Below are 26,081 nucleotides of genomic sequence, written 5' to 3'. Positions count from 1 at the left end.
GTCTCCGACAGGTACTTTCGTCGATACGCTTCTACGCACAGATTTCGCCGTACGCAGGTATCCTAGCTACGCGGGGGCTTGGCCCCTCCCGCGACCGGACTTTCACCGGCTAGAAGATGCGTGCTTCTGGGCACGCCAGACAAAAAAAGCCGCCCTGCTGTGAAATCAGGACGGCTTAGATGCAAAAGCTGCTATTCGTCTTCGGTCAGAATGGGAGTCATCCGCAGCTCAAAGGCCATGTCCTTATCGCTCAGCTGATACTGCTCCAGGAGATCCGTTCCGCAGGAGCTGGAGCCGATCCCGTTCATTTTGTAATCCAGATGCACGATCGTCTCCTTGCGTCTACGCAAGGAATACGTATGCTTCGCCTGAGTCATATCCTCTGGCGTGTAGTGCAGCGCCTGGAACGAGAACTCCGAGCCCGGGCTGGTGAACAGAAGGCCCATACCGAGTGCATTGCTGACAGAAGCCCACTCTGTTCCATACCGCGAGCCATTCTCCTGCGGCACAACATAGGAATGGTGCATCTGATCGACGGTCAGCTCATATTTGCTCTTTCTAACGCTTTGGCGCTTGTCGATATAGCTTTCATGCGGTCCGTAGCCAAAGTACTCCACCTGCTCATTGCCTGCCGGCATGACGAGCTGCAGCCCGAAGCGAGGCAGATACGGCAGATCCTCCCGCACCTGAACGGACGTCTTCAGCGTGATCGCTCCGGCGCCGTCCACCTCCCACACAGCCTTGCCCTTGAGCAGCGGCAGCTTGATGTTGCAGGTCAGTGCGAAGTCCACCTCGATTTGTACCCGCTTCTCTGATACCTCGGTGACCTCGGCGCGGTAGACCTTCGTGATGGCGCGGTCATAGCCTTCCTTGCTCCAGAGTACCTTGATCTTGCGGTCATTATCAGCGGGCGCCCGCCAAATGCTGAACTGCGGCCTGCCCTGAAGCAGCGGCACACCATGCTTGGTGATCTTCGTAAATGTCCCGGCGTGAAGATCGAATACATGCAGGAAATCAAAGCCCTCCACGATCACCTCATCGTCCCGCTGCTCTACCGTAATATCCGGCAGTATCCGCAGATCGGCAGCCGGTGCAGGCACAGAAGCCGGCATTGGCAGCTCGAACTGCTCACTGGTCAGCTCATGCCCTGCCGCTGCCCATGGCTTGTCGGTGCGCTGCGTTACGAACAGATTAAGGAACCAGCGTCCTGCCGTATGAGGAACCGTATAAGGAATGGTCACGATCTCTGTGCCATGAGGAGGCGTTTGCAGCGACGGCAATTCTCCCTGCTCCACGGTTTCGCCGTCAAGCTCGACCTTCCAGCTCATGACGACATCTGACAGGTCGATAAAGTCATAGCGGTTACTTACGCGAACCTTGCCCTCGGCGGCATCCTCCGCCTCCAGCAGCACGGGCGCCATCACCTTTTTCAGCTCCAGCAGGTTCGTATGAGGAATCCGGTCCGGGCTGACGAGCCCGTCAATACAGAAGTTCCCGTCGTTCTGCACATCGCCGAAATCGCCGCCATAGCCATAGAACGTCTGCCCATCCGGGGATTCCGCCTTGATGCCGTGGTCACACCACTCCCATACACAGCCGCCCATCAGCTTCGGATAGGCATAGATCACGTCCCAGTAATCCTTCAAGTCTCCGCAGCTGTTGCCCATGGCATGGCTGTACTCGCATTGCAGCAGGGGCTTGGTCTGGCTCTCATCGCTGCCGTAAGCAATCAGCTCCTGCACGGTGGCATACATTCTGCTGTTCATATCCAGGCAGCTGGTATCAGGATGGCCGTTATATTTCAGCGCCGCCCCTTCGTAGTGCACGGGACGTGTCGTGTCGCGCTCCCGGGTCCAGCGTGCCATCGCAATATGATTTACGCCATAGCCGGATTCATTGCCCATAGACCAGATCACTACGGACGGGTGGTTCTTGTCCCGTTCAACCATGCGGACAGCACGGTCGAGGAAGGCTGCTTCCCACTCCGGATTTTTCGTAAGCATATGATAGTCTCCGGCATGCAGCACACCGTGCGCCTCCAAATCCGCCTCATCAATGACATAGAAGCCGTACTGGTTGCATAAATCCAGAAATCTCGGGTCATTCGGGTAATGGGAGGTCCGGATCGTGTTGATGTTATGCTGCTTCATCAGCTTCAAATCCTGAATCATATGCTTCAGCGGAATCGTCTGTCCCAGCTCCGGATGAGAATCGTGACGGTTGACGCCCTTCAGCTTGATGTCTTGGCCGTTGATGCGGAATACGCCGTCCACCACTTCTACTTTGCGGAGTCCGACATGAAAATGCAGCACTTCACCCGCACCGCTGACCAGCAGCGAATACAAATACGGATTCTCTGCACTCCACAGCACCGGGCTTGCGATGTCCAGGCGCAGCGTTTCCTTACCCTTCACCCGGGCCGTGCTGGAGCTGACCTCGTGCCCCGCTGCATCCAGCAGCTGAACCTGCACCTCCACACTGCCATGGCTCTCGACATCGCAGCGCAGTGAGGCCTGCTTGTAGTCCGCCGATAAATCAGCCTGATAGAACACGTCGCGGATTCTTTCCTGACTGCGGGCAAGCAGATACACATCTCTGAAAATACCCGAGTAACGCCAGGCATCCTGATCCTCCAGATAGGTGCCGTCGCACCATTTGAGCACCATAACGGCCATGCGGTTCTTGCCGCTGCGCACATAGGAGCTCAGATCGAATTCCGCCGGAATGCGGCTGCCTTGGCTATAGCCGACAAACGCACCGTTCACCCACAAATAGAAGCAGGAATTCACGCCTTCAAAGACGACATGCGCTGCCTGGTCCTTCCAATCGCCGGATACGTTAAATTCCCGGATGTACAGCCCCGCCGGATTCTCGTCCGGGACGAAGGGCGGATCGCACGGAATCGGATAATTCACATTGCAGTACTGCATCTGGTCATACCCGTTAGACTGCCAGCAGGAAGGCACCAGCAGGTCGTCCCAGCCAGAGTAATCATAAGCCTCCTCGTAAAAAGCCTCCTTCACCTCCTGCACACTGCGGTGGTAGCGGAACTTCCATTGTCCATTCAGGGTTTGGTAAAAAGGGGATTTGCCGCGCTTCCCCTGTCTTGCCGATTCTGTATTGGCATACGGTATATAGTAAGCTCTCGGGGCTTCCCGATTGAGATGAAGCACGTCAAGATTTTCCCAGACCTTCTGCAGATCCTTCATTAAATAACCTCCCGAGTACAAAAAATGATGTTTCCAAGACCCGGATACCTGACCTCGGCATCGCAGGCCTTATTCCCATCATATCTGCTGTGCGGTCTCTTTTCCCATGCACATACCCTCACAATAGTAGTACTATTTTTACCTCGTTGCTGAAGTAGTACTATCTTGACTTCTCTGCGCCGGCTCGCCCCAGCTGCTTGATTGTTCCGCCGGCCCGCATCAGGGTCTGCATACGGGCCAGATTGTCTCCCTGCAGCAGATGATAGCTGTTCACCGTATTACGGGCCTGCTGCATATCGTCAAGATCAGCCAGCGGCCCAAGGCCCGCCCGCCAGGCTAGAAGCCGCTGCAGCAGTGCCTCCCTGACGGCGGCATGGGCGGGGTCCTGGAACAGATTATGTGTCTCCCCGGGGTCCTGATCCAGGTGATACAGCTCGCCCTCCACCACGTCTTCGAGGAACATATGTGTGTACTTCAGATAGTGGTCGTTCATCAGCCGGTCGTGCAGCTCTTCCTGCCCCGGATACCAGGTAAGCTTCCAGGCTCCCTTGCGGATCATCAGCGCCGGCTCGCGCTGCAAGCCGCCTGTAAAAATATGCCCGAACACCTCATCCTTGGCGGCTCCCGGCTCTCCCTGGAGCATGGGCAGAAGAGACTGTCCCTGCACGCCGCCCGGAATGTCAATTCCGGCAGCATCCAGGAGTGTCGGCATAATATCTATAATTTCTGCGAAAGCCTCATACGTTCCCTGGTGCCTGCTCTTCGGAAACTTGATCAGAAGGGGAATCCGGGACACCTCTTCATAGAGGATCCCCCATTTCTCGATAAAGCCGTGCTCGCCCATCATGGAGCCGTGATCCGATGTAAAGACGATGATGGAATCCTCGTACAGCCCGAGCTCCTTCAGTCTGCCCAGCACCTGCCCGACCCGGTCATCCACATGCGTAACCAGGCCGTAATAGCTGGCCAGGCTGCGGCGGTAATCCTCCTCCGTCAAGCGGTCAAACCCCCGCGCCCGGTAATAATAACGGTGCAGCAGCGGTTTGGTGGAGAGATCCTCCTTCCACGTATCCGGCAGTCGCATTTCCCGGTAGTCATACATCGATGCATAAGGCTCTGCCGGAAAATACGGCGTATGCGGATCAATGATCGACAGCCGGTGGAACAGCGGCCGTTCACTGTCCTTGAGGTCGTTCAGCCGCTCTACATACGCTGTGGTCAGCAGCGAGTCGGCCGTTTCCCCGGGCTTTTGCGGATTAACGCCGTGGATGACGAGTGAAACCTCGCCTTCATTTTTTTTGTAGACACTGTTCTTCAGCAGCTCGCGATTCGTAACGCCGAACACCCCGACCTCTCCGCCGGCAAACTGGCCGCGGGGGTAATGCTCCTCAAAGCCGAAGGTGCCCGGTGTGTTAAAGTGGATTTTGCCGTAGTTGATCGTGTGATACCCGTGTTGACTCATGGTGCTGTACAGCGAGTGCTCATCCTCCACCGGAGCGAAGGCGTTGTCCAGCACGCCGTGACTGAGACCGTAGCGTCCGGTAGCCAGACTGACCCGCGCCGGAGCGCACATCGGGCAGCTCGTATACGCATTCGTAAATACAGCACAGTCCTTGGCGAATTGATCCAGATGAGGCGTCTGCACCGTGCTGTGGCCCCGGAATCCCAGCGTGTCGGCCCGCAATTCATCCGTCATTATAAAAAACACATGCGGCTTCTTGGCCATCCCGTTCCTGCCTCCTTTAGCTGCAGCTTCTGCAGTATTGTCCTTTGCGCCGCCATGTCTGACACCATGCTACTCGTAGGCGCGAATCTCATACACACCCACCCGCCTGGCGCCATTCGTCTTATGGAAGACGACCTTCAGCTCATCCGTGAGGAACGGCTGAAAGGACAGCTTGTTCACCCGCTTGTAATTGTCTGTTACGGTGATCAGCTCGTGGTACGCTCCATTTTTCTTGCCATAGACGGTATAGTCCTTGACCAGGGTCGGGAAGATGTTGAAATCCTGATAAATCTCCAGGTTGTCATAGTGGTAGTTGAGATTGGAATCAAAAACAAGCTGCATGCGGCTGACGTTCCGCGCCTCCTTCAAGCTCACCGTAATGGTTTCATCCCCCTCAGTCGGTGCAGAAAGCCACAGATTAGGCAGCCCATGGTTTCTCGACAGGCCATTGTTCAGGTTACCGCCGTTATAGATGTCCTGCTCTGTACCCGTCCGGTAGCAAGGAAGCCCCTTCTCCGCGCGCCACATTTCTTTCTTCACTTCCAGGGTGTCAATATCGCAGAAGGTTGTGCGGCGGTTCATGGCATGCTTTTTGAGGAAAAATACACCGTTCAGCTCGTCATCACACATGCCCAGCTGAATCGACTCATTCGGCTCGAATTCGATGAACAGCTTGCCGTTCTCGCTCTCACCGCTTAAAGGCAGGTTCACCCACTGCAGCTCGGAGCTGGCCGGAACGGTAATCTCCCCTTCATACAGCTTGTGCTGCGGCGAGTAGTTCTGCAGCTTGCTCGGGACGTAAACGGTATACCGCAGACGGGCCTCCCTCTGACTGCTCAGACGCAGCGCCAGCTGCTGAACAGGCTCCTTCACCGGCACGATGAACGCGTACCGGCCATCCAGCGGCAGATTGAAATCTGCCTGCTCCAGGAAGGAAGGCTGCACGGAGCTGACCTGAATGTCAGCTTGACGGCACAGATCAAGCGGATCGTGGCTGCGCTTCCCGATGATGTATTGGTCATTCGCCAGCAGCAGCTGCTGCAGCTCCTCCATATGCTGCTTGTAAATATCTCTTGGCTGCACATGGTACTTCTTGCACAGATGAGCGGCTGCCGCGCAGGACTGGCCCAGCACCGCCAGCGTAGCCATGACGCGCGTCGTACCAAAGGCCACGTGGGTGGTGGACATGCAGCGGCTGGCTACAAACAGATTGTTTACATTTTTGGAATAGCAGCTGCGGTAGGGAATCGAGTACACGCCCCGCAGCACGAAATGGCGGGTTGTCATATCCTTCGAGAAGAAGCCCTCCACCGCATGCAGGTCGATGGACCAGCCGCCGAAGCCGATCGTATCCTCGAAATCCTTCTGCTCCACAATATCCTCTTCTGTCAGAATATAATCGCCCATCAGCCTTCTGGATTCTCTCTTGCCCGGAACACCGCTCACATACTCCAAATCGTACTGGGAAGCGTCATAATTGCCGCTGTTCTTGATATGATTCCAGATCCCGTAGACGAGCTCTCTGTGGTTTTGCATAATTTCCTCGTTCTCGCGGATGGGGTCCTTTCCATGGCCAATTTCGTAAAACCACTGCATCCGGTATGCCTCATAGCGGGAATTCCCCGGGATGCGGTCGGGAATCTGGCGGTGCTGCAGCGCCTCCTCGACCTTCAGGCTTTGGGCAAATTCCGGCATCACGAACCGTGCAGGACGCCCGGTGTCTTTGGAGTACCAGGACAGCGTGCTCAGCAGCATGTTCTGGTCTGCCTCATCCGGAGCAATCCGTTCGTTAAATTCCGACTTCGCTTCCCGCCCGGTACGATATTCCGCTCCGGCAAGATAGCCGACCGTCCCGTCTCCGGTATCGTCGAGAAACAGCGGGCTGTAGAAGTCAAAGCGCTTCTCCGCGCCCAGCTGTGATCCGGACACATACAGGATGTTACCGCTTCCATCGGTTTCAACTTTATCTATGTTGGTATTCAGAAACAGCGATACATTCGGCTCCCCCAGGACAAAATCCAGCAGAATCGTTTCCCACAAATACGCATTGCCCTGCGGATTTCGATACAGATTCTCCAGGCGCAGCTCTTCCATAATGCCCGACTCCCGGGCGTAGAAGTTAAACTCCTGGGCACCGTCGGCGCCGACCACATTGATCCGGTTCTCAGGGCTTGCATTGCCGCCTAAATACCCCCGGTTATTAATTAAGGATACTTTCATGCCAAGTCTTGCGGCCTGGATCGCCGCACAGATGCCCGGCATTCCGCCTCCGACAATCGTCAGGTCCCGCTCCACCTTGATTGGTGTAAATTCCATTAGACTTCCTCCTTCGCATTTACCATATATCCATATGATAGTCCAGCGTCCCGCCTTTAAAAATACACGCAACTGCAAGATTGATATCTTATATCAACTTCTATACAATGTCTCTTAAATAGAGGCTATAAAGGAGGAGTTGTCCCCATGGAGCAGCGTGTCATGATGAACCGCAGCGAGCTGCCTGCTTTAATTACAATGGGGGTGTTCAAGCCGGCGCAGCCCTGGATTCACGTCGACCGGATCTTGAATATGGATACCCTGCTGTATGTCGTGGACGGAGAAGTGACCGTGTGTGAGGAGGAGATTGACTATACCTTGAGCAGCGGACAAGCTTTTTTTCTCAAAAATCAGTGCCGTCACTGGGGCAAATCCCCCGTCGCGCCCGGCTCGACCTGGTACTGGGTCTCCTTCGCGCCGTTTCAGCCCCGGGCAGAGCAAGAGCCGCTCTTTCTGCCGAAGCAGCTTACCTTGTCCTCCCCGGAGTCGTTTATGGATATCCTGAACGCCATGCTGCGGCTGTACCGCTCTGCCGCGCCGTTCAGCATGGAGCGCATGAACGGCCTGCTCTATCAGGCGCTGTACGAGCTGCTGCAGCAGGACCTGCAGCAAAGAGAGAAGCACCGCGGCTCCGCGCTTTCCTCTCGGATCATCGCCTGCCTGAAGCAGCAGCTGGAGCAGCCCTTTGACAGCAAGAGAATTGCCGACCGTCTGAGCATGAACTACACCTATTTGGGGCGGGTGTTCAAAGCCGATACCGGCAGCACGATCAATGAATACTATCGGAAGCTCAAAATCCAGCGTGCTATTGAGCTGATGCACGCCGAAGCGCTGAACCTATCCCAGATCAGCGAGCAGCTCCAGTTTCCGAACCCCTATTATTTCAGCCGGGTGTTCAAGCAGGTCACCGGCCTGTCGCCGCGTGATTATCAGCAGCAGCTGTATCGGTAGCAAGAGAAAGGGACGCTCCACCGAATCAAGCTTCGGTGGAGCGTCCCTTGTTGTTACTTGAGATACAGCGCGGCCTGTGCCTTACGGCACCGGCTTCACCTCCAGCAGCAGCACCTGCTCTGAACCGAGGCTGAAGCTCGCTGGCGAGCTTTTGCCGGTCATCAGGTTTTTGACGGTAACATTTTTGTTGTTCGCCATTTTGAGGCTGATATTGGAGGTGTTCTTTCCGACGTTCACGATCGTCATCAGGTAGGTGTTCGTGCCATGCGGCACAACCCGCCAGAAGGCTCCCTTGGAAGGCAGGCCATTGTTCTCGGTCAGGACCACCGGTGGCAGCTGACCTTTGGCCGACAGCTCTGTTGTTACTCGGGATGCAATGCCGGACACGGCATTGTTCGTCATCTTGATCAGCTTGCCGGTACCTGCGGTCAGGGTCTTCGCGCGCGGCTGCTTGTATTCATTGAACTTGAGGCTGACATCATCCAGGATGACGGTTCCCCCGTTATCCAGATAAATTTGCAGTGCGTTAAATTCCGCTTCGGTGACTTCCTCCGTCTTGCGGACTACGATGACATCCCAATCCGAGTTCGGCTGCTTGAAAATAATGTTCTTCGTGGCAAAGCCGAGCGGTACCCCGCTAAAGTACATGGACTCATACAGATCAAATTGATCCTGCATGTAATTGAAATCGTTGATCGCGGCCGCTTCAGAGTAGAACAGCCGAACCGGCTTACGCTCCCGCTGGAACTTGACGATCTCATTCGAGAAGGCGTTCATGTCCATCATCGTCTTGGTCAGCTCCTGCGCCACTCTTGGCTGCTGGGCTACCGAAGCCGCATAGGACTCGCCGAGACCGCCAGTAGCATTCTGCAGCCGCTCCTCGATCGAGCCGTCAGCGTTACGGCCCCAGAACCAGGTCAGGCCCCCGTTCAAGCCGTGAATGGTCGTCTGCCAGTATGTGGAGCGCACATACTCGGGCTTCATGTACAGATCCCGGTACTGCGTTGTCGACAGCAGATGCACCTCGGAATTAAAGTGAGGCTTGTTCGGGCTGACGGAATCCATAAAGTCATACGACATCGCCATCTCTTCCCAGTAGTAGGCGTACTTGGACTCCCAGCTCTCCGGACCGGTGCTGTTCATGTTCCGCTTGCGAATCTTTGCATCGTCGCCGATGATCTCGGTCATCTCGGTCAGGGCCTCAAAGTCGATGCCATGATCCCGAGGGCCCTCCACGAAGAGGTCTGGCATAAGCTTCAGCTGAGTCCGGGCTGCAGGATCATATTTCTTAATCTCATCATGCAGGAAGGTCAGCCATTCAGTTCCCCGATCCATGTTGAAGCGTGACCAGTCATACCAGATCGGAGTGTTCTTGTAAGAGGCATCCAGTGGAATGGCAAGATTCACCTGGCTGAAGCTGCTGTAGCTTGTCCCCCACAGTCCGTTCAGCTTGGCAATCGTGCCGTGCTTGGCCTCAAGCCATGTTCTGAACTTGCTCATCGTATACGTAGAAACATTGGAAACGGCCGCCCAATGCCCTTTCGCCGTAAACCAGTGCGGTTCATTGGCGAGAATGTAGCCGAGCTTGGTGTAGTTTTTGCCGGCCGTCGTCGGGATGGTTCCCTTGAAGACATCCTTCCAGATCTCCCGCACCTGCGGGTGGTCAATGTCATACTTCGTGAAGAAGCTCTGCCCCTTCAAAATCTCTGGTCCATACTTGGTGGCTGCCCATTGCGGCAGCGGATCATGCCACAGCATAAGGTAGCCGGCTGTATTGGTCGGGCGATTCTTCAGATCAGCCAGCTTCGTCTGATCGATGGTTCCGGCCTCGTCCAGCGCGAAGATCGGGCTGATGGCCTTCGGATGATCCAGCTTGCCTAAATATTCGTTATACAGTGTCGGATCGGAGGTTGGAATATTCAGCGGCTTGGAGAAGTAATCATACAGGAACACCGGCTTTCCGTTTGACATGAACTGATCATTCTGCACCGTAATGTTCGACCAGTTGACCTTGGACACTGCGCGGCGCGTCACCGCTCCGCTCATGACCTGATTCAATTCGGTTTTGGCTGTATCCAGCATCTGACTGACTTCTCTGCGCTCAAAATTGGGCAGGTCATTCGCCAGCTGCTGCGCATTATTCTGGAACAGCTTGACCCGCTCGAACTGGGCCTTGTTCTTCGCAACGTTGGCGGCGTCCCAGTCTGCGTATTTAATAAATTCACTTGCCATCCATGCCGCACTTTCCTCCCGGGTGGTGTCAATGCCACTTCCTTTCGCTTGTGTGATCAACGCGTTCAGCTCGCCCAGCTTTCTGACAGCCTCCTGCTTCGGGGTTTCAGCAGCGAACGCGATCGAGAAACGGTCTGCTGCGGTCATGCCCATGATCAATCCGACACATAAGGTCAGGCTGATCAGCTTCTGTTTGGTTCCCATCCATGCACCTCCATTTAAATTTAAAATTTAATTTCACACTTAGAATATTTAACATTGGATGTTAAGTCAATACATTTTTTATATATTTTTCAAGTTTGTAATGGAGCAGCTTCAAGGCATGAAGGAAAAGAAGCACGCTCTGCTGTAGAGCGGCTTCTTTCCAATGCTTTGCCTCATTCCTATGCTTTGCTAGTTCCTGTATCCTGCATTTATGGAAGCTCCAGCAGACGCTCCACCAGCACGGCCGCCTGGGCGCGCGTAGTGAGCTCCTTCGGACCAAATTGCCCGTTGCCTGAGCCCTGCAGCAAGCCGGAGGCCTGCATGGCCTTCACACTGGCTGCCGCGTAGCCGGCAATCAGCCCCTCATCCTTAAAGGCCTTTGCAGAACCGTTGCCCTCTGGCAGTGAAATCCCCTCTGCTGTCAGCAAGCGATGCACGATGACTGCCATCTCTTGTCTTGTGATGGAGTCATGAACACCGAAGCTGCCATCCGGCTTGCCGGAAATGATGCCGAGCGACTGTGCTGTGCCGAGCGCACCACTGTACCAGGCTCCCTGCTTCACGTCGCTGAAGGTAGAGGCAGCCTTCTCGCCAGAGCCAAGCTCAAAAGCGTTGACGAGCATTTGAACAAACTCGGCACGGCTCACTTGCTGCGCTGGCTGGAAGGCTCCCGAACCAGTGCCCTGCACGATTTCCCGCGCTGCCAGAGACAGAATGCTTTCCTCAGCCCATGGGACCGTTGAAAGATCCTTGAAGCTGACGTTTGCTGACGCTGCGGTATAGTAGCTGAAATGCTTCACATGGAATACGAGCGTTCCCGTCTTCTCGTCATAGCGGCTGTTCTTCACGGCCGTCAGCTCACTGTTGTCGTTGATGTAATAAGCAACGACATGCTTCGGCTTCTCGCCTCCCTTCAGCGTATAGGGAAGCTGCAGCTCCACGGATGCCCCATTGCCGAAATGGCTGATTGCCGCGCCATCCACAGACAAGGTGAAGTCGTAGACCGGATTGTCTTTGACAATAGCCCGTGCCTTCTCGCTGTCCAGCGTTACAGAAGTCTTCTTGACGGTGAGCTCTACGGTTTGGGCGTTAGGGCTCAAAGCTTTCTGCAGCATGGACGGCGGGATCGAAACGACAGCGAGACCGGAGTCAATACTCAGCTTGGTAATCTGCGCCTTGCCTGCAGCGCTCACGCTGGAAGCCGGAAGCTGCAGCTGCACTTCATTGGCGGCAGCCGGCAGCTCTACCTGGATACGCACGCTGCCGTTTACAGCCTGTTCCACTGCACTTTGCAGCAGGCTGCCAGACAGCTTGGAGCGCGCAACACCGTTCACAATGGTGTCTGCTGTCACTTTCACTGGAGCGGCAGGCTGTTTAACAGGTCCGCTATTGCCTGGGACCGAGCTTCCGCCTCCTGCTGCTCCACCCGCCGTTCCGCCAGGAGTTCCACCAGTCGTTCCGCCAGGAGTTCCACCGGAGCCCGGATCACCGTTTGTTCCTCCATCTGTGCCGTCACCGCTGCCTGGCTGCCCGGATTGTGGCAGCACTTGAAGCTCCAGCAGCATGACTCCTTCCGGCTTTACTGTCCAGGACGTGCCGAGGCTTTGGCCTGTCATCATGTCTGTCACTGTAAATGCGGCATTGCCGGCCATCGCCGCCTGCAGGGAAGCCTCGTGCTTGCCCAAATTCACAACCGTCATCATGTAACGGTCGTCACCCTGTGGCACAACACGCCACATAGCTCCACGCTGATTGGAAGGGTTCGTCTCCATCAGCTTAACCGGTGACAGACTGCCTTGCTGCTCCAGCACAGTAAATGCCTGCTTGGCCAGGCTGGCAGGGGATGTGTCCGCCGGCTGATACAGCACACCGCTTCCTTGTGTCAAGGATGCTGTGCGCGGCTTTTTGTACTGAGTTAGCTTCAGGCTGGCATCATCCGTAATCACCGTTCCGCCTGCATTCAAATAAGACTGAAGCGCCTCAAACTCAGCGTCTGTCACTTCCTCGGTCTTGCGGATCACGACAGCATCCCAGCTGGAATGCGGCTGCTTCTCCAGCATGCTTGCTGTCACAAACCCGACCGGCACTCCGTTAAAGAACAGAGCCTCGTACAGCTCAAATTGATCCTCCATATAATGCGTATCATTAATGGCCGCCGTCTCAGAGTAGAAGATCCGCACGGGCTTGCGCTGCTCCTGAAACTTCACAATCTCTTCAGAGAACGCGTTCAAATCCATCATCGTCTTGCTTAACTCATTGGCTACCCGTGGCTGCTGAGCCACCGTTCCCGGATAGGACTCCAGCAGTCCCTGCACCGAGGTCGTCATCAGACGATTCTCAATAGAGCCATCCGGATTGCGTCCCCAGAACCAGGTAAAACCCGCATCCATACCGAGCAGTGTCGCCAGCCAGTAGGTGTTGCGTACATACTCCGGCTTCATGTACAGATCGCGGTAAGCGACAGTGGACAGGAAATGCACCTCTGAGTTGATATGCGCCTTATCCGGGCTGACCGAGGACATAAAGTCGTAGGACATGGCCAGCTCTTTCCACATATAGGAGTAGTGCTCCTTCCAATCCTCCGCCTGTCCGGTTGATTTGAAGTTCTCCTTCCGGGTCTTCGCATCATCGCCAATGATGTCGACCATCTCAGTCAGCTTCTCAAAGTCGATGCCATGGGTCCGATTGTCCTCTACGAACAAGTCCGGCATAATCTTAATATGCGTATTCGCCTGCGGATCATTTGCCTTCACCTGCTCATGAAGGAAGCCCAGCCATTCTGTTCCCCGCTCCATATTGAACAGGCTGACATCATAGCCGATCGGTGTGCCTTTATACTTTTTATCCATAGGAATGACGCTCTGCGCAGCGGCATCAAAGCTTGCATAGCTCGTTCCCCACAAAGCATTCAGATTGCTCAGTGTTTGATGGCGCTCCTCCAGCCACTCCGCGAATTGCTTCAGAGCAAGGTCGGAAATCCCCTCTTGACCGTTTGCTTTTCTAGGAGTTGCCCAGTGGCCCTTCTCCAGGAACCAGTGCGGCTCGTTCGCCAGCAAATATCCCAGCTCCGTATAAGGCTTTCCGCTCGTGATGGGTCCGGTCTGCTTCAGCACATGGCTCCAAATCGAACGAATTTCCGGGTGATTAATATCGTATTTCGTAAACGTCGTAATACCGTCACGCAGCGTCTCCCCGTGCTTGCTGGTCGCCCAGGCCGGAGCAGGATCATGCCACAAGATGGTATAGCCCATATTGTTGCTTGGACGATTCTGTAAATCACCATACTTGTCTGCCGTCGGCGCACCCTTTTCATCGCTTACAAAGCTAGGATTGATGGATTTGGGCAGGTCGATTTTGCCGAGATAGTCATTGTACAGGGTTGCGTTGTTCTTCGGCACATCAAGCGGCTTGGAGAAATAGTCGTGCAGGAACACCGGCTTGCCTTCACTGTAGAAATTACTTCCCTTCAGCTCAATGCCGTCCCAATCCACGAGCCGAACCGGCCGCCGCACAATTGAGCCGTTCAGCACTCCGGTCAGCTCGGCAATCGCCGTATCCAGCAGCGCGATGACTTCTGTCCGCTGGAACTCCGGCAGCTCCTGAGCCAGCTGCTCCGGTGACTTGCCGCCCGGGCTGTAGGATGGAATCACGCCGAACATCTTTTTGTTCACATCTATATTTTTCTCATCCCAATCGGCATACTTGTCATACTCTTTCGCGAACCAGACCGCACCCTTCTCCCGCTCGGTATCGAGCTTGCGGGCCTGTGCTTGCAGGATCAAAGCTTCGAGCTCGCTAATCTTGGACTGAATGCGTGCTTTGAGCTCCGCGGCGGACAATGCGCCGTATTTCAAAATACTCTTCGATATAACGCCGCCATTCTTTAAGTCCGCTTCAACCGTCGCCGTCCGGCCATCCTCCGCCTTCACAGTCACGGTCACCTTATTCTGCTCCATCGACTTGACGGTCAGATAGATGCGTCCGTACTGAATCTTGGCGGTCAGAGCCTCTTCATCCGAGGATTCAGCTGATTGTCCAACCATACCCAGCTTGGACTCTGTATTGGTAATGCTAGCATCGATGTAGGTTCCGCTGGATTGCACGGCAATCTCCTTCGGAATGGAACCGATCACCGTCAGCTCCGCACCTGACTGTACGCTCAAATCCGTGGTCAGTGATGTGATGAGCGGCTTCAAGACCGTTGCTTTACCTGATGTAATCTCCATGCGATTCTTTGCATACATGCTGAGAGTGGAGTTTGGCTCTACCCGGAGCATCCCGGTGTTCCCAATCGTTTCGCCCTTGCCCTTGATATACATCGCACTGCCCGGCTCAAACACGGCAGAGCCAATGCCGCTTCCTCCGACAATACCATTGCCGATAATGAAGCCCTCGTCCCGGAAGTCCTGCAGCTGACCCTTGACCTGGATCATGGCATGAACCGTCATCTGAGCCGTGAACTTCAGCCGCACGTTCGCGGGCACCGTCAGCTTTTTCGTTACCGTTACCGGCTTGAACACTTCCACGACCTGGAACGTCTTCTCGCCTACCCTCTCATCGGCCAAGCGTTTAGCCACAGGCTCTGCGCTGCCGCTCAGCCCGTTCAGGGCCGTCAGGAGCTCCTCTGCCGTCGTAATCTCTGCGGCCTGCACCGCCCCTGGCTGCTTCGCAGCGTTAAAGGCTTGAACGGCAGCCTCTAATGTGGCAGCGGCAGTCTGATAATCACTCTCCGCCGCTGAGCTGTTGTTCTTCGTCACGATTGCGGCATCCACACGGTCTGCGAGGGCATCTTGGTCCGTTTGGGTGACCCAGTATTGATCCGACGTAAGTCCCGCCCCGTCCACGCTGACCGGCGTGGAGTCCAGATTCGCCGCTGCCAGCCGGATCAGCTCATTCAGCCTGACCAGGCCAGCGCTAACCGGCGTATAGTCCACACCGGCTCCAATATGGGAAGAGACGGCATTAAATACGGCTTCAGAGGCTACCGTAATCCGCTGCACCACTGACGCTTCCACCGGCTTCGCCAGCGTAACTATACCGGAAGCGATGCGCATATGATGATTTCCTTGCACCTCTACGCTAGAGTCTGAACCCAGCTTGAATATACCGTTTGGACCTACCACCTCGGTGCCCTGCTGATAGTAACTGCTCCCCGTGCGGAACACCACGGCACCGGAGCCGTTACCGGCAAGACCTGCTCCCCGTTTGTCCGGTGTACGGCTGTCCTGAACGGTGCCGAGTACAGTGACCGATGTATTCACCGTCAGGTCGGCAAAGCTTTGCAGCTTCACGCCCGCCGGAATAGACATCGGCTCTCCAATAGTGATGGCTTCATACAGCTCCACGGTATTTCCGCTTAGCTTCACCTTCGTATTATCCACTGTGATATGCTTCAGCGCATCCGCCAGATCCTGTGCCGTCTTGATCTCGGCAGGCACACCTGTACGCGTGCCATTCTGCTTGGCAGCATCAAAGGCTTGGACTGCGGCTGTCAATGCAGCCTCACCTTCCGTGACCTGACTCTGTGTGGCCGCTTCATCGTCTCTAATGCCGATAGCCGATTGAATGGCTGTCATGAAAGCATCTGCAGCCGAGGCAGTGACCCATTTTCCGGTGGATGGCACCTCACTGCCGTCCACGCTGACTGCCGTGGCGTTCTTGTTCGCCATCGCCGCAGAGATCGCCTGGACCAGTGCTGCCTTGTCTGCTGTCGGACCGGATCCTGGAGGGGAAGGCAGGATCAAGGCAACGTCGTTATTGATGACTCCGTTAACCTCGAGTTTGGCTCCCTCTGCAACCTCAATCACCTTGAACATGTCTGATGTCACCGTCTTGCCGGCCGGCACGGTAACCGTCCCGGAGGCTACGTACAGCCGGCTGTTCGCCAGCAGCTTTACGCTGGAATTCGGACCCGACTGAATGACGCCGGCCGCTCCTACAATCTCAGCGCCTTGCTGGTAGTAGCTGCTTCCCGAATTCAGCAGCACCGAGCCCGTGCCGGTGCCGACAACACCGTCCCGGCGAAAATCAAGGCCCCGGCTGTCCTGCAGCTTCCCGTCTACTATCATTTCATCCTGAATGCCGATCTTTAAGAATAGCTGCAGCTTCACGCCGCTCGGTACGTTAAAGGTCTCGTTCAGCGTCACAGGAGTACTGACCTGCACCGTTGCATTGGCGTCAGCCAGTTTAATCTTGGTTGCATCCCCGCCTGCGTCCACTTTCGTGCGCAGATACTCCATAAGCTGCTGTGCATCCGCAATCACGGCAGCTTGCAGCGGAGCAGGTGGAACCACCAATGCTGCAATGAGACTCAGGCTCAAAAATAAGGACAATAATCTTTTCATGTCGGCCTCCTTATAAAAGCGTTTACATTTTGTGAACTTATGGTACTTCATTCCTTAACCTGTCTACAATCAGCGGTTTTTTGCGGGCGTATGCGAAAACAGGAAAGCCCCAAACCCCTTGCTGCATAAGGGGTTTGGGGCTTTATCCCGATTTGGCATACTGCATGCCATGACAAAGCGGAGGCCTCTCGACGAGAGCCCCCCGGCCATTCGTATCAGACTATAAGGACGCGAACCTTTCCCCAGCACGATGGGCCATCCAGAGATTAACCTCCCATAGACTCGACACCGGCTGATTCGTAAACGCCAGGGTCGGCATGTAAGGCACCGGTCCAAATTCAGGCGTAAAGGTCGTTACCGTTTCTCCCTGCTCTGAGCGGTGCTTTAGCATAGACTCCCACCAGCCTTCGAAGCATTCCCGCTCCCGGGTCCATTCCGGCGCGCCCGGATGCGGAACCTGCGGCCCCTGGGTATGACCAATCCGGCCGTGAATATGATGAGTATGCCGGATGGCGAGAGCCAAATCCTCCTCCAGATCTCCCAGGAGCGATTCACACACATTCGTCCAGTGACTGAAATCCGCGGTAATCTTCAGCTCCGGGAACTTGCGCAGCAGCCTCGCCGTCGTCCATGGGGTAAACATGGCCCGGTGACGATGAGTTTCATGAGCAATAATCATCCCATGCTGTTCCTCGGTACGCAGAGCGCTTTCGAAAAATGTATCCTGCTCGGCATCGCTCATACGGTCCCTCGCACTGTGCGAAACGATATGTACCGGCTGGAATGCCGCTGCTCTCTCCACTTGTTCCTGAAAGCTTCGGATATGGTCCTCCACGCTGTCTCCGCCGCTAACCACCTGAGCGATATACCCCAGCGAATGAGACTGTAACGCTTTCCGAAATTCCTCTTCCCGCTCCTGCGGCGGCAGCGGACATTCAATACCCGTAAAGCCGGCCTCTGCGGCCTTGCTGCACAGCTCCTCAAAGCTTCCATGCAAGCCCCATAACGCCATATACACATTCAGCTTCATCATTGCATATTCCCTCCTCTGATGTCTGTAACGCACCCTCACTTGACGGGGCCTCTTCTCCGCTTACGACAGCTGCATGTGCAAGCGGCTCCATACAGTGTATCAGATTACACTTCCTTCAATATACAATATACAATCCTTTTCAAGGCTTGGATTTAAACGTTACCGATAGGATGTTGCACTTTACCGACCTTTTGCGTCCTTCAGAGCTTAAAATTCCATCATGATTCTAAATAATCATGGAATAGATCTCAAAGACGTGATCAAGGAAATTCATCAAGGTACATTTAGCCATTTGAAACAATAGCACCTAATAGGTTTTTTTATTTCTCCTGTTCGAAGAAATGTTTCAATCCTATTGGAAATCTCTATTTTTGAACCCGAAGCACTTATTCCATTTCCCCTGCAAAATGACTGTAATTCTTCTTTCAACCAATAGAAATCTTTAAAACTATCTACACTAATATCTTGTGTTAGATTTGGTCTCATATTCCACATCTCCATATTCAATCATTTCAATTATAGAACAATTGTTCTTGTAATCAAAAATAATCATAATCAAAAGCAACAAAGTTTACGAAAACAGCCTTTCTAAACTATACGTAGTATTAGTAATAATCCTGCAACTCCTTTATGTTGGCAGTACAATTAGTAATTCACTCTTTTTTAAGAAATTAATTACATTTTATCAACTTTTATGGGTTATGTATGATTTACAGTAATCTTTGTAGAATAGACTAACATTTAGAAGGGAAGCGATTTTAATTTTTAAGAAGTATTCAGTTTTTTTAAGTTCCATAGTTGTAGCAAGTATTTTAATGTCTGGATGTAGCACTGAAAGTTCAGATAAAACGATTCATAAAACAGGGAAAACATCGACAGCGACGAATGAGAGAGATGAAATTAAAAGTCAAACTCCGGATTCGCCCTATGCTAATGTAGTTAAGATTGATATTAACCAGAAAACCCCTACCATTCGAGCACAGATAGATACAGATAATGGTGAGTTATATGTTGTTTCAGATGGAAAAGAGGCAATTGGACATGTCACTACACCTAGTGTTCTAGGGAAAGAAGGCGACTTCTATTACCAAGGTCATTACTCCGTGATTTACAAACATAATGAGGATAAAAAAGAAATAAAAGATTTGCAGAACATTGTTTTTATTCAACCTTCTGAGCAACCTATTTCCTTCGAGAAAATCAGTTTTGAATCAATGGACGTTTTCTTACTCACTCCTGAATATACAGCTTCAAGAGGTTATAATTCTTATGCTTTTGGCATTGATAAAAAAAATGGAGAAGCATTTGCAATCACTTTTAAAAATGCTGAAAAGGTCCAGGATACTATCAATTATGAAAAAGATAGTATTCCAATGAATAAAAGCGAAAAGCTGGTCGTAACCACGAGAAATACAGAAGGACAGGGTGATACATTAACCACAGAATATATTTTTAATAAAGACAGCAAACAATTCGTTGCGAAATAGTAGGATGAATAAAGATTAGGTAACCCGTACACATTCCATGACCCAGCATACAGGAGGCGCTTTTTTGTTTCAAACCGCAAATTAATTCATTACAGGAATGGCTCCTAATTTCATTTCAACTTACGTGCCGATGGCTCAAATTCGCCATTCAATGGGTCAAAGCGATGCGTCACTGACTCTCCTTCGACAGTTACATAGATGTGGTAGGTATAGTGAGTTGTACTTAAGTAAGATCGCTTTCCGACGCCAAGTTTATCTTCCCTATGCTCTGGAATTTGTACTTGAACAGATTTTCCGGATTGTGATTCATACGCTTCCACTTTCTTTACCGCTTCTTCGTAGGTATAGGCCGGTAGGTTAGCATAATAATAAACTCCCAAGCCCGTAAAAATAATGATTGACACCACATAAAGAGCCAATAATTTTTTTAGCGGTCTACCTTCTATCCAGTCGTTCTACTTACTATGACAATCAATGGAACCTCTGCCTAACTCATTTTGGTAGCGTCAAGAAGTTTGTGTAAAACAACAATCATTTGTGGTCCTTGTATTGCTGTAGATGGATTTGGAACGCTCTAAGGGGCAGATTACAGGCAATATAAAGGGACTGCTCCCCGGAGATTTGAAATCTTTCGGGAGCAGCCCCTCTTCAGGCTTCGGCGGGAACACATTATGCTCTCAGGAACCAGACGCTCATATCACTTTCCTCCCGGTTCGCCCAGGAGAAATACGGGATCAGCTTGATGTAAAGATTTATTTCCCGTTTGCTGCATCATAGTATTTCTGATAAAGAGCTACATACTCATCCACTCTCAGCTTCTTCAGCTGAGCCAGGTGTTTATCCCAATCGGCATCGCTGAAGCCGTTCATAACGAATTTGGCAAAGGTGCTGGCATGGTATCCATTTCTACCGTTCAAGTCCAGGTTAATGGCAGCCAGCTTCTCGCCGTCTTCGGCGGACCACAGCATATCCTGAATAACCTCCCTGGATGCGAACGGATCATACATTTCATAATATTCCCGCTTCTCATCCGCCTGCTCGTCAATAAGACGCTTTACCATATCCTTCAGAACCATGACGGTTGCGCCGTTTCCTGGAGCCTCAGAGTGCTTGAAGTCACCCGAGTTCATGCCGTCCGGAATCGGCATTTTCTCGAACGTGCCATCCGAGTTTTCCTTCACCGTCAAACCAATCGGGCCAATTTCAAACTGGAAGCTCAGCATTTCTTCAAACATGGCATCCATCCACTTCATCGTCACTTCCGGATGCTCATTTGAAGAAGTGATGGCAAAGGAGCCTTTGCTCACCGCAGCCGGCATCCGCAGCCAGCCTTGCTTATTATCCGGTCCCTTCAGCGGAGGAACCGGCACATAATCCTCATTCAGGCCCCCAAAGATGCTTATCTTCGAGAAACCGAAGAAGGCGCCAATCGGAACATCCGTGCTTCTTACCTTTGTCAGGTACGTATTCTGGTCATGCGTGAACACTTCCTGATCCACCAGGTTTTCCTTGAACAGCTTGCCCAAGTATTCCAGGTATGCCTGATATTCCGGCTGCTCCGGAGCATATTTAACGGTGCCGTTATCCACATACAGGTTGTTTCGCGGATCATCCAGTTTAATCCCGAAGGAGCCAGCCAGCGAGTTCGAGCCGTTCTGTGCATTGTTGAACAGGAAGGAGAATGGAACCTCGTCTGCCTTGCCGTTGCCATTCGGGTCTTTCTCCTTGAACGCTTTCAGAGCTTCATAGAATTCGTCTGTCGTCGTAGGAACTGCTATGTCCAGCTGGTCCAGCCACTTCTTGTTAATAAACAGCACGGAAGGGATTTCGTTAAAATCACGCTCCACGAACGTAGGCAAAGAGTAGATATGACCGTCGGTAGCCGTCAGCATCGTTTTGAAATCAGGGCGCTGCTCGAACACCTTTTTCACGTTCGGCGCATGCTGCTCGATGAGATCCTCCAGTGGAATAATAGCTCCCTGGCTGCCGAGCTTCACGATTTCCTGATCCAGCAGTACGCCGCGGCCGTAAAATGCGTCCGGCAGGTCTCCACTGGCAATAACAATGTTCTTCTTCTCAGCCAACTGCTCCCAGCCTACCTGAGTCCATTCTACATCGACATTCGTCATCTCTTTCAGCTCTTTGAACATCTGCATTTCGTTATAGTTCTTTTTAACCTGCGGCGCTGTATTGGCGAGAATATTTAGCTTCACCGGCTCCGCCAATGGAAAATTGAGATTGTTCTCTGCGCCCGCGCTCGGTGCTTCTCCCTGAGCCTTCGGTTTCTCCGCAGCCGTCGGCGTACTGCCTCCTCCCGAGCACCCGCCAATGAACACCGTCATCGCAGCCATTACACTTACACAGGGGACCAGCCATTTTTTTCTCATGTGTATAACCTCCCGAAATGATGGATTATCTACCATGACCTTTCTCATTAATAAAGCGCTTACATATAACATTAGCAGAGAATGGAACCTCCCCGCAATCAGCCAAAATCGCCAGACATATGCGAAACCTTGTAGTTCTAAAAAGCCTCCTGTATCAAGCTTTTCAGCTTCTTAACCCCCAATTGGTTAAATTCAGCAGAGGGATTTGGAACGCTCTAAGGGCAAATTACAGGCAATATAAAGGGACTGCTCCCCGGAGATTTGAAATCTTTCGGGAGCAGCCCCTCTTCAGGCTTCGGCTGGAACCATTATGCTCTCAGGAACCAGACGCTCATATAAGATTTATTTCCCGTTTGCTGCATCATAGTATTTCTGATAAAGAGCTACATACTCATCCACTCTCAGCTTCTTCAGCTGAGCCAGGTGTTTATCCCAATCGGCATCGCTGAAGCCGTTCATAACGAATTTGGCAAAGGTGCTGGCATAGTAACCGTTCTTGCCATTCAGATCCAGGTTAATGGCAGCAAGCGTCTCGCCGTCTTCAGCAGACCACAGCATATCGTGAATGAGCTCAGTAGATGCAAACGGCATATACATCTTGTAATGCTCCCGCTTCTCATCCGCCTGATCATCAATCAGTCGATCTACCATATCCTTCAGCACCATTACCGCAGCGCCGTTGCCCGGGGCCTCCGAGTGCTTAAAGTCACCGGAATTCATGCCTTCCGGAACCGGCTGCTTGTCAAAGGTACCATCCGGATTCTCCTTCACGGTCAAACCAATCGGTCCTACCTCGAACTGGAAGCTCAGCTTTTCTTCATACATCGTGTCCATCCATTTCAGCGTTACTTCCGGGTGTTTGTTATTGGACGTAATAGCGAATGCTCCCTTGCTGAGCGATACCGGCATCCGCAGCCAGCCTTGCTCGCCGTTGGCGCCCTTCAGCGGCAGCACAGGAACATAATCCTCATTGAACGTGCCAAATGCTCCTTGGTTGGAGTAGGTGAAGAATGAACCGATCGGAACATCCTCACTGCGCACCTTCGTCAGATACGTGTTCTGGTCATGAGTAAAGACCTCCGGATCAATCAGCTTCTCTTTGAACAGCTTGTTCATATACTGCATGTAGTTCTCGTACTCCGGCTGCTCCGGCGCATACTTCACAGTGCCGTTGTCCACATACAGATTGTTGCGCGGATCATCCAGCTTGATGCCAAAAGAGCCTGCCAGAGCATTCGCCCCATTCTGGGCATTGTTAAAGAGGAAGGAGAATGGAACCTCATCCGGCTTGCCGTTTCCGTTCGGATCCTTCTCTTTAAACGCTTTCAAGACGTTATAGAAGTCATCAATTGTCTCTGGCATAGACAGTCCGAGCTGATCCAGCCATTTCTTGTTAATGAACAGGACAGATCCAATTTCATTGAAATCTCTTTCGACAAAGGTTGGAAGCGTGTAAATATGACCGTCCGGTGCGGTAAGCATCTTCTTGAACTCCGGACGCTGCTCGAACACCTTCTGCAGATTAGGCGCATACTGCTCAATCATGCCCTCCAGTGGAATCAGAGCACCCTGACTGCCCAGCTTGACGATCTCCTGATCCAGCAGCACACCCCGTCCGTAAAATACGTCCGGCAGATCGCCGCTCGCGATAATAATGTTTTTCTTCTCCGCCAGATGCTCCCAGCCTACCTGAGTCCATTCCACGTCTACATTGGTCATCTCATTCAGCTCTTTGAACATCTGCATTTCATTGTAGTCCTTCTTGACCTGCGGCGCCGTATTGGCCAGAACCTTTAGCTTCACCGGCTCCGCCAGTGGAAACTTGAATTTGTCCTCTGCATTCGCATTCGCGTTCGGCGTTTCCCCCTGAGTCTTAGGTTTCTCCGCAGCCGTCGGTGTGCTGCCTCCTCCTGAGCACCCCCCGATGAACAGCGACATTGCAGCCATTACGCTTACACAGGGGACCAGCCATTTCTTTCTCATGTGTACAACCTCCCAAAATAATGGTTTGTCTATCATGACCCTCGTCATTTATGAAGCGCTTACATCTGGTTGTGAGATCACAATAGCAGACAACAGCTGCTGCCCGCAATCAGCCAAAATCGCCAGGCATATGCGAAACCTCGAAGTCCCAAAAACCCTTATATATCAAGCTTTTTAGCTTCCTAACCCCCAATTGGTGAAATTCAGCAGAGGGATTTGGAACGCTCTGAGCGGCAGATTACAGTCAATATAAAGGGACTGCTCCCCGGAGATCGAAATCTTTCAGGAGCAGCCCCTCTTCAGGCTTCAGCTGGAACTATTATGCTCGCGGGAACCAGACGCTCATATCACTTTCCTCCCGGTTCGCCCAGGAGAAATACGGGATCAGCCTTACCGTCACGGTCTGATTCTGATCCTGCACCAGCGGATGATACAGTGCATCGCCCTTCGGCCGGATCACCATCTCTGTCTGCAAGCCTACCATATGATAAGGCATCTCGGCAATTGGCACCTCTTGGAAAACAGCTTGGGTAGGAAGTGCCAGCTCATCCAGAGTGGCATCCCCGGAAATATCACAGCCCTCCAGGCAGTAGACGACCGGTCCCCGCTTCACGGCAACCATTCCATTCGCCTGCTCGACCATCGGATTAGCCTGATACAGCTGTGCCTTCATCGGCAGCTGGATGTTGATTTCTTCTCCCGACTGAACCGTCACTTCATGAATGCCGCTTTGAATCGGCTGGCCGTTGCAGGTCGCATCGGTGCACCACGCCGGGATCCGGAAGGAGAGCTTCATGCCCCCTGCAGGCGCCTGGTCAACGTAAATTTTGACCTCCTGATCCCACGGGTAATGGGTTTCCATGCGCAGCTTCACCGGCGCTCCGTTCGCCAGCTGGGAGTCCAGCTCACAGCCTGCGAACAGGTTAATCGCTACCCCTTGCTCGGAGGTGGAGTAGATCCACTTCGGCATGCCTGTCAAGGTTCTCCACAGCTGCGGCGGACAGCACCAGCAACCAAACGTGACAAACCGTTCATTCGGTGCATGCGCGTATTGGCGAAAGGTCGGCTTGATGCGTTCATGAACACGGTGTGACAGCGGATTCGCATAGAAGTACCGGGTCATGTCCAGGCTGCCGCCAGAGATGCCGGCATTGTAAAGGATGCTTTCCATCCAGTCGCCGTATACAGCCTTGTTCGTCACATGCAGCATCCGGTGTGCCCACATCGCAGCTGCGATATTCGCACAGGTCTCATTGTACGCGATTCGGTTCGGCAAATTGAATTCATCGCCGAACGCCTCTTGAACCCGATCTCCCCGCTCGGACACCCCTTCATAGATCGGACATACGCCGCCTGTAATATAAATTCTCCGGCTGATCATATCATTCCAGATTCGTTCCAGTGCCGTCAGCAAGGTCTCATCCCGGGTATAGGCATACACATCCGCGGCCCCGGCGTACAGATAAGAAGCCGTTACCGCATGACCGACAGGCTTATATTCCTCACGCAGTGCGACGCGGTTCTGATTCTGGTCTCCGTTGCCCTGCTTCGTGCCGCGCATGGTCACGAAAATGTCCGCCAGCTCCAAATAACGCTGTGTTCCGGTCAGACGATACAGATCCACGAGTCCCATGATCTGACTCGGGTTGAAGCAGAAGTCGCCCAGCTCCGCATTCAGCGGCATAAATACCGTGCACAAGTAATCAGCACAACGGACGGCGACCTTCAGCAAGCGGTCATCCCCTGCCGCTTCATACAGTGCGCAGGCTGCCGTGAATAAATGCCCGATGTTATACAGCTCGTGATGACCCGGATGCTGCCACCGCTCCTTGTCTGTCAGCAGAATCTGGGTGTTGATGTATCCATCCGGCTCCTGGGAGGCTTCGATCCAGGGAATATACTTGTCCAGGATTTCCAGAATCTGCGGATCCTTGGTTACGGCATATTGATTGGCACAGCCTTCTATAAATTTATAGCAATCGCCATCAGACCAGTCATTGTCGTGAAACGTTCCTTCCAGCTCTCCGGCAGCAATGCCGAAATTAATCAGGCGCGCAGCATTGTCCGGATGCATCAAAGAGCTTTCCATGCTCTTGATGACGTGCATGTAATCATCTACGCGATTTCCCCAGAACCCTCCGGTTAATTTCGCTTCTCCCAGCTTAACGGGCTGAAACTTGGCGATCGTGTGCGTACTCATAGCGATTTC

Annotated in this window: 13 protein-coding genes and 1 pseudogene; 2 read left to right on the top strand and 12 right to left on the bottom strand. The window is 52.9% G+C overall.

Translation table 11 applies throughout. From position 1 onward, the window contains the following. Positions 1–191 precede the first annotated feature (191 nt). From JJQ72_RS16130 to JJQ72_RS16120, 3 genes are all read right to left on the bottom strand, one after another. Positions 192–3,209 (bottom strand): glycoside hydrolase family 2 TIM barrel-domain containing protein, encoded by a 3,018-nt coding sequence (locus tag JJQ72_RS16130; protein WP_208204309.1) that lies wholly within the window; start codon positions 3,207–3,209, stop codon positions 192–194. Positions 3,210–3,369: 160 nt separating this feature from the next. Then, on the bottom strand, positions 3,370–4,935 hold the full coding sequence (locus JJQ72_RS16125) for a sulfatase-like hydrolase/transferase (RefSeq protein ID WP_208204308.1): 1,566 nt from the start codon (positions 4,933–4,935) through the stop codon (positions 3,370–3,372). 69 nt (positions 4,936–5,004) lie between these two features. Beyond that, positions 5,005–7,251: an FAD-dependent oxidoreductase gene (locus JJQ72_RS16120; protein WP_208204307.1), complete on the bottom strand. Its 2,247-nt coding sequence runs from the start codon at positions 7,249–7,251 to the stop codon at positions 5,005–5,007. A 147-nt stretch (positions 7,252–7,398) separates the two neighbouring features. Here JJQ72_RS16120 and JJQ72_RS16115 point away from each other — a divergent pair, with 147 nt between their 5' ends. Continuing rightward, positions 7,399–8,202 (top strand): helix-turn-helix domain-containing protein, encoded by an 804-nt coding sequence (locus JJQ72_RS16115; protein WP_208204306.1) that lies wholly within the window; start codon positions 7,399–7,401, stop codon positions 8,200–8,202. Positions 8,203–8,283: 81 nt separating this feature from the next. On the opposite strand, the gene JJQ72_RS16110 is transcribed toward JJQ72_RS16115, so the two are convergent. From JJQ72_RS16110 to JJQ72_RS20555, 4 genes and pseudogenes are all read right to left on the bottom strand, one after another. After that, the gene (locus JJQ72_RS16110; protein ID WP_138224097.1) at positions 8,284–10,638 is read right to left on the bottom strand and encodes a beta-galactosidase; all 2,355 of its coding nucleotides are present in this window, start codon (positions 10,636–10,638) and stop codon (positions 8,284–8,286) included. 209 nt (positions 10,639–10,847) lie between these two features. Next, positions 10,848–16,982, bottom strand: a complete 6,135-nt coding sequence (locus JJQ72_RS16105) for an S-layer homology domain-containing protein (protein ID WP_208204305.1) — start codon at positions 16,980–16,982, stop codon at positions 10,848–10,850. 220 nt (positions 16,983–17,202) lie between these two features. Next, positions 17,203–18,015: a sugar phosphate isomerase/epimerase family protein gene (locus tag JJQ72_RS16100; protein ID WP_243896132.1), complete on the bottom strand. Its 813-nt coding sequence runs from the start codon at positions 18,013–18,015 to the stop codon at positions 17,203–17,205. Between the two features lie 306 nt (positions 18,016–18,321). Continuing rightward, positions 18,322–18,501, bottom strand: a pseudogene (locus JJQ72_RS20555) (SAP domain-containing protein); the annotation flags it as partial. A gap of 329 nt (positions 18,502–18,830) precedes the next feature. Here JJQ72_RS20555 and JJQ72_RS16095 point away from each other — a divergent pair. After that, positions 18,831–19,502: a L,D-transpeptidase family protein gene (locus tag JJQ72_RS16095; protein WP_208204304.1), complete on the top strand. Its 672-nt coding sequence runs from the start codon at positions 18,831–18,833 to the stop codon at positions 19,500–19,502. Between the two features lie 110 nt (positions 19,503–19,612). On the opposite strand, the gene JJQ72_RS16090 is transcribed toward JJQ72_RS16095, so the two are convergent. The 5 genes from JJQ72_RS16090 to JJQ72_RS16075 form a co-directional block, all read right to left on the bottom strand. Continuing rightward, a complete protein-coding gene (locus JJQ72_RS16090; RefSeq protein WP_208204303.1) occupies positions 19,613–19,906 on the bottom strand; it encodes a hypothetical protein in 294 nt (97 codons plus the stop codon). Positions 19,907–20,171: 265 nt separating this feature from the next. Continuing rightward, positions 20,172–20,246 carry a hypothetical protein gene (locus JJQ72_RS20900; RefSeq protein ID WP_407669144.1) on the bottom strand — a complete coding sequence of 25 codons (75 nt, stop codon included), beginning with the start codon at positions 20,244–20,246 and terminating at the stop codon, positions 20,172–20,174. Positions 20,247–20,254: 8 nt separating this feature from the next. Then, positions 20,255–21,889 carry an extracellular solute-binding protein gene (locus tag JJQ72_RS16085; protein WP_208204302.1) on the bottom strand — a complete coding sequence of 545 codons (1,635 nt, stop codon included), beginning with the start codon at positions 21,887–21,889 and terminating at the stop codon, positions 20,255–20,257. 342 nt (positions 21,890–22,231) lie between these two features. Then, the gene (locus tag JJQ72_RS16080; protein WP_208204301.1) at positions 22,232–23,872 is read right to left on the bottom strand and encodes an extracellular solute-binding protein; all 1,641 of its coding nucleotides are present in this window, start codon (positions 23,870–23,872) and stop codon (positions 22,232–22,234) included. Between the two features lie 319 nt (positions 23,873–24,191). Continuing rightward, entirely contained in the window at positions 24,192–26,072 is a 1,881-nt protein-coding gene (locus tag JJQ72_RS16075) for a glycoside hydrolase family 127 protein (RefSeq protein WP_208204300.1), read from the bottom strand. Positions 26,073–26,081 lie beyond the last annotated feature (9 nt).

Source organism: Paenibacillus sp. F411 (genome assembly GCF_017582705.1).
GTDB lineage: Bacteria > Bacillota > Bacilli > Paenibacillales > Paenibacillaceae > Paenibacillus_AQ > Paenibacillus_AQ algicola.
The sequence above is the reverse complement of the archived record's forward strand: the minus strand, read 5'-3'. Positions and strand labels throughout refer to the sequence as shown.